A 4,953-nucleotide genomic window follows, 5' to 3' on the forward strand; every position below is an offset into this window, starting at 1 on the left:
TGGTATAGTTTCACCCGTGGCTTTGGTTGTTGAGACAAACCGTTCTTGCAGGAACTTGTTATATTTCAACAGCATACCAAAGCCACACCCACCTTTCAGCAGGGAAAACGCATGAAAACCCTTATGCTGCAAGGATTGTAGCCAGATAGCTTTCACTCATTGCCGCCTTCTTCTGCTTGCACTTGATCCCAGCTTTGAAACTGGTTTCGCTTTTCAGGTAGTTCATTGCAATGTGCCTGATGCCCGCCAGGTTTTCTGAGGCCATGTCTCTGCGTATCCGGCAGGCATCTTCATTCATGCCAACATCCAGGCACCAGTGTAATTTGGTCTCAATAAACCAGTGCTGGCGTGCTGCATCAGCCAATTCTCGTGCACTCAGGTCTTTGGAGCTGATGTAATAGCGCACCGTCGCATTTTCAGGGATCTGGTCACCTTCCTGTCTGAAAGACACCACTACCCCCAGTTTTTTCAAGCCTGCCCATTCGTAGGTGAAGTCAAAGAAGCTATCCGGCAGGTCGCTGACGATGTGGTGCCTGGTTTCCAGGCGCCCATGGCTTTTTCCTGGATACTGTACGAGTCACCCTCATAAGTGGCGACCTTGTGCATTGGAAAATGGGCGGTGAAGGCATCCGCCAGTTTAGGCTGGTTGGCTTTCACGGCCAGTAGGTAATCCGCGCCCTGGTTAATGATCTCCAAGGCAATCTTCTTTTGACACCCCATGGCATCAATGGTGACCAGACAACCGTGCAGGTTCAGCAGTTTTAACAGCTCTGGAATGGCGGTGATTTCGTTGGATTTCTCTTCTGTCTTGATCTGCCCCAGTACCACGCCATTGGCTGCACTGAAGGCGCTGATCATGTGGATTGCGCCTTTCTTGCGGCTTTTATCGTAAGAGCCTCTCAGCGTTTTGCCATCGATGGCAATCACTTCCCCCGCACTGACGGTATGGCATTCCTGCATCCAGTCTGCAAAGACTCGCTGAAACTGCTTGGGGTTGATCATGCCAACCACACGAGCAATGGTGTCTGCACTGGGAATGCCTGCTTCAAAATCACCATAACTTCTCAGAAAATCCTGTTTGGCTTCACCAAAGTCTTCAATCTCGTCCCAGCCTTCTGCACCACAGATCACTGCACAGATCGTCAGCAGCAAAATATCCGTCAGTTTGTGTTCGATTTTCCAGTCTTGCCGGAAGTCTTTGACAACAGAAAGGTGCTCAACAAGAGATGGAGTTTTCATGATTGACCTTTACAAAAGGTTCATCAAATCACATCATGCCAATCGGTGTACATTGAAAATTTCAAACCTGCCTGTATGCCGCGCCATTACTGGTGGTTTCATGCGTTTTCCCTGCACCTTTCAGCTATATCTCATGAATAAGGCGGGTTGACGTGAGGTAGGGGCAAGCTAGATTTGGTTACTGTGAAGCAGAGGGGCTAGATAAGACTGTGAATATCGGATTTTTGGACGCTACCGCCCCAGGATGTGAAATGTGCTGCTTCGCATCCTGCGGGTGGGTGTGTCCTTTCCTGTCTACCTTTTACCAAACATACTCCTACCTGGCAACTCAGCAGGTTTTTTCATCTCTTGCGTTGAAAGATGCCCCTGACTCCGATACTGTATAAATATCAGCATCCCGGAGTTTTGTGTATGACCACCTTTGCCACCTTCCTCGGCCCAGCCGGGGAGTTTCCTCTTAAATCTTTGCCTTTCTATCTGGAGCGGGTGTCTGCCGGATTTCCCTCTCCTGCCCAGGATTATGTGGATCGGGCGCTGGATCTGAATGAGTTGTGCATTCAGCGGCCAGCGGCCACTTTTTTTGTACGCGCTCAGGGTGAGAGCATGATTGAAGCTGGGATTTTCCCGGATGACGTGCTGGTGGTAGATCGGTCACTCACAGCGCGCTCAGGGGATGTCGTGATTGCTCAGTTTTATGGTGAGTTGACGGTGAAGCAGTTGCAGCTGGGGAACCCACCACAGCTACTCCCCTGTAATCATCGGATGCAGCCGATTCAGGTTCCACCGGATGCTGATCTGGAGATTCTGGGCGTGGTGACGCATGTGATTCATAGTCTGCGGAAATAGCAGCATGAGCCCTGTGTTTGCTCTGGTGGACTGTAATAACTTTTATGCTTCCTGCGAGAAGCTGTTCCGCCCTGATTTAAAGCATGTGCCGGTGGTGGTGCTCTCGAACAATGATGGTTGCGTGGTGGCACGCTCCCGTGAGGCCAAGGCTTTGGGTATCAAAATGGGCGTGCCGATGTTTCAGATCCGTGATGCCATTCGGCAGCATGGCATTGTGTGTTTTTCTTCCAACTATGCTTTGTATGCTGATATATCCCAGCGGGTGATGAGCACTCTTGAGGCTCTGGCTCCACAGGTCGAGGTGTATTCGATTGATGAGGCGTTTCTGGATCTGACTGGCGTTGATGCCTGCATGGCACTGGATGCTTTTGGTCTGCAAGTGCGACAGCAGGTGTATCAGTGGACAGGCATTACTGTATGTGTGGGAATTGCACCCACCAAGACGCTGGCAAAACTGGCCAATCATGCCGCCAAGTCCTATCCGGCAACCGGTGGTGTGGTTGATCTGACCTCACCGGTTCGTCAGCGCAAGCTGATGGCGTTGTTACCCGTGAATGAGGTCTGGGGAATTGGCCGCAAGCTGACACAACGCTTGGAAGCACTGGGCATTAAGACTGTATTGCAACTGGCGGATGCTGATCCGCAGTGGATCAAAAGAAACTTTTCAGTGGTGGTGGAGCGTACTGTACGTGAACTGAATGGGCAATCCTGCCTGGATCTGGAACCAGAAGCACCGGCCAAACAGCAGATCATCTGTTCACGCTCCTTCGGTGAGCGGATCACTGATTTTCAATCCATGCGTGAAGCCATCAGCCTGTATGCAACTCGTGGTGCTGAGAAGCTGCGTGCTGAAAACCGCAGGGCAAAGCTGATTTCTGTATTTATACGCACCAACCCGCATAACCCGCGTGAGCCTTTTTACAGCAATGCAGCCAATATTGATCTGATTGAACCCAGTGACGACACACGGCGGCTGCTGGAGGTGGCCCATACTGGACTGAAGGCGATCTGGAAAGACGGTTACCGCTACATGAAAGGGGGCATTGTACTCAGTGACTTTTATGCCCCCGGCACCTACCAGCAACAGCTGTTTGATGATGCCCCCCAAAAACCTCACAGCCAGAAGCTGATGGATAGTCTGGATCAGATCCACAAACGAGGGCTAGGCAAGCTGTTCTTTGCTGCACAAGGCACCCGACAAGGCTGGAGCATGAAGCGTGAGCTGCTGTCACCGGCCTACACAACACGGTGGAGTGATCTGCCGAGGGTGAGCTAAGTGTCAGAGCGTCCGTTATCTTTTGTCACAATTCGCCGCCAGTTTGACTTCAAAAGCATCGAAGTGGGTCGCTGGGTGACTGAGCAGGAACGTGATCGGGCGGCTGTGAATTTTCATCGTGCCCTGGGTGATTTAATGGCCACTCTACAGGGGCCGGAAACCCTGATTTCTTTGCGGGGGCACTTGGGCCTTCAATACGGTATTGGTGGGCGACCCGGTGTGGCAGCTCATTATATCCCGGCCTCCCGCCAGTTAGCCCTAGCCAAGAATGCAGGCGCTGGCAGTCTGGCCCATGAGTGGTTTCATGCTTTGGATCATTACCTGGCTGACAAGGCATTTCAAAAAACAGGCCGTATGGCTTTTGCTTCAAGCTGCTGGCTAAACAATCAACCCGGCATCCCCCACCCTCTTAACAGCCTCTTGGGCGAATGCTTCAAGGCAATTCTACTGGATGAGACTGGCAGCCAGCCCAGTCCACTTTTTCAGTGTTCAAAGAGAATGGATCAAAAACTAGGGGTTCTTTACTATGCGCGACCGGAAGAAGTCTGTGCCCGAGCCTTTGAAGCTTTGGTGGAAGATACCGGTCCACAGAACGCCTTTCTGGTCAGAGGCAGCCGCGATTCTGAAGAAGCACTGGCCGGTCTTTACCCCAAGGGCCAGCAACGAGAAACAATTAATGCCACCTTTACTGAATACTTTTCAGCTCTGGGCCGTGCTTTAAAAGCCAACTAAGGACAGTAACCCGCTAACCGATACCCAGCATCCTGAGCTTCCTCCAAGGTATCGAAATAGACTCGATTGGCTTCACCGACTCGACTGTAGGAAGGGCAGTCCGGGCGGTGAAGAATTTTCGATCTGCGATTGCCGATTAAGGGGTCTGAGGCTTTTTGAGCACTGGATTCTTCTGCACTGGGCTGCACCTTAAAATCATCCGCTTGGATATTACCTCGCAAACCTGCTTGGTGAGACAACAGGTATATAGGAGTGTGATCGGACACATGACGGCGCGCTTGTTCATGGGTAATCCCCAGCAGCGCAGGAAATTCAATAATCCCGGCAGAGCTAGATGCATAGGGGCCTGACTCTGCCACCCAGATGTTGTCGTAGAGATTGGCAAAACGACCATCAACCGACGATAAGGTCGTCGCACCTTCAACAATCAGGGGCACTACCCCCTTGTCCCGCAGCGGTTGCCATGCAGCGTGTAGAGGCTGCAAGTTAAAGTCCCCCATCAGCAATACCGGCGTGCCAGGATAGATTTCATGCAACCAATCCCAGTAGCGCGCCAACTCTTCAATCTCTTCCGTTCGGTCACTGATCCGGCGACCATAGACGATATGCACGGTGGCGACTGCAAATTCATCACCTGAACTTAAATCCTTAAAGCGCGCAGAATAGGGTTCGCGAGCAAACAAATCACCTGGGTCGAGGTAAACCACAGCCCCATCGAGATAGTCGATGCGAGATTCTCGCCAGACAAAGGCATACTTTTCCTTGTAGGTGGAACGCCCGATGCGGTGCGAAAACATCATGCTCCAGGCCCTGTGTGTCAACCTAAGCCTGAGCCAACTGATTTTGAGATAACATACAAA

At 51.5% G+C, this 4,953-nt stretch carries 4 protein-coding genes and 1 pseudogene; 3 read left to right on the plus strand and 2 right to left on the minus strand.

Annotated features, from left to right (window positions below; all coding sequences use genetic code 11):
• Positions 1 to 121 precede the first annotated feature (121 nt).
• A pseudogene (locus tag IBX50_RS17245) lies at positions 122 to 1,239 on the minus strand (ISAs1 family transposase).
• Positions 1,240 to 1,650: 411 nt separating this feature from the next.
• Between IBX50_RS17245 and umuD the strand changes: the two are divergent.
• The 3 genes from umuD to IBX50_RS17260 are packed head-to-tail and all read left to right on the plus strand — an operon-like array spanning position 1,651 to position 4,093.
• On the plus strand, positions 1,651 to 2,085 hold the full coding sequence (gene umuD, locus IBX50_RS17250; protein WP_366930742.1) for a translesion error-prone DNA polymerase V autoproteolytic subunit: 435 nt from the start codon (positions 1,651 to 1,653) through the stop codon (positions 2,083 to 2,085).
• Positions 2,086 to 2,098: 13 nt separating this feature from the next.
• Positions 2,099 to 3,361 (plus strand): translesion error-prone DNA polymerase V subunit UmuC, encoded by a 1,263-nt coding sequence (gene umuC / locus IBX50_RS17255; protein WP_292257541.1) that lies wholly within the window; start codon positions 2,099 to 2,101, stop codon positions 3,359 to 3,361.
• On the plus strand, positions 3,362 to 4,093 hold the full coding sequence (locus IBX50_RS17260; protein ID WP_292257539.1) for a CLCA_X family protein: 732 nt from the start codon (positions 3,362 to 3,364) through the stop codon (positions 4,091 to 4,093). It begins immediately after the preceding gene.
• On the opposite strand, the gene IBX50_RS17265 is transcribed toward IBX50_RS17260, so the two are convergent.
• Positions 4,090 to 4,893, minus strand: coding sequence for an Ada metal-binding domain-containing protein (locus tag IBX50_RS17265; protein WP_292257540.1), 804 nt, complete (start codon positions 4,891 to 4,893; stop codon positions 4,090 to 4,092). The two genes, IBX50_RS17260 and IBX50_RS17265, sit on opposite strands and share 4 nt — an antisense overlap.
• Positions 4,894 to 4,953: the final 60 nt, after the last annotated feature.

It is taken from the genome of Marinospirillum sp., from assembly GCF_014859565.1.

Coding starts and splice junctions, on each gene's coding strand:
- IBX50_RS17265 (WP_292257540.1), bottom strand. CDS start 4,893: ATGATGTTTTCGCACCGCATCGGGCGTTCCACCTACAAGGAAAAGTAT.
- umuD (WP_366930742.1), top strand. CDS start 1,651: ATGACCACCTTTGCCACCTTCCTCGGCCCAGCCGGGGAGTTTCCTCTT.